1 protein-coding gene is annotated in these 801 nt (G+C 58.8%); it reads left to right on the forward strand.

Going from position 1 to position 801, the window contains the following annotated elements:
• Window positions 1-177 precede the first annotated feature (177 nt).
• A complete protein-coding gene (locus EII23_RS12110) occupies window positions 178-651 on the forward strand; it encodes a hypothetical protein (RefSeq protein WP_124793557.1) in 474 nt (157 codons plus the stop codon).
• Window positions 652-801 lie beyond the last annotated feature (150 nt).

Raw genomic sequence — 801 nt, forward strand, 5'->3', positions numbered from 1 at the left:
GTGGGCTGCTGTGGGCATATGTTCCTCGCTTACGGTTGAAGACAAGCGAACTGTGCCACAAAATGAAAATTTAGACAATTTCGTGACTACACTGCCTAGACCAAAAGAAACAGCCCGGCAAGGAAGCTGGAACCTTCCCCACCGGGCCTAACCTGAACCCCTGTAAAGGAGGGAATCATGGCTGACAGGACGCATAGCATGGACAACGGACAGGCCGCAATCAAGGCCCAACTGCTTGAGTTGTTGGGGGACACCTACGGCAGGCTGACGGCCCTCGAAGAGAAGATTGACCCGACCCCCGTTCCCTTGCCGGACAGCATAAGGACTGCCGCGCTCTATACCTGCAAGCGGCTGGCTGATGAACAGGCGGCCCTGCGGAAAGCGGCAGAGGACTTTTCCCGGCAGGTAGAGGCCTTCAGGGTAGCCGTAAGCCGTGAAGCCAAACCCCTTGCGCTGGGCGGCAACCGTTCGGCTTGGAGCGTTATCTTTGAAGGGCAGCAGCGCCTGCTTTGTCGGCATGCGGAAGCGGTAGATGCCACGCTTGGTTCTCTGCTTGAGGGCACTTCCGCCATGCGCCGCTTGATTGCCTACTCTGCGGAAGAAGCCTTGCTGGAAGATATCGCACACGGCGAGGTGCCCCGCCATGAGTAAGGAATGCACCATCACAATCGGCCTTGAGGACTGCGGCCTTATCCTGCTGGGCATGGGGAGCATCATCGATACGGACATGCGGGTGTCGGGGGATGGGCAGATGGCCCTTGCCCGGCTGCTCCAACTGCTGGGAGGTGCTGTTCTGGAAGC

Origin of the sequence: Desulfovibrio sp. OH1186_COT-070 (assembly GCF_003860215.1) — a bacterium.
Classification (GTDB): domain Bacteria; phylum Desulfobacterota; class Desulfovibrionia; order Desulfovibrionales; family Desulfovibrionaceae; genus Desulfovibrio.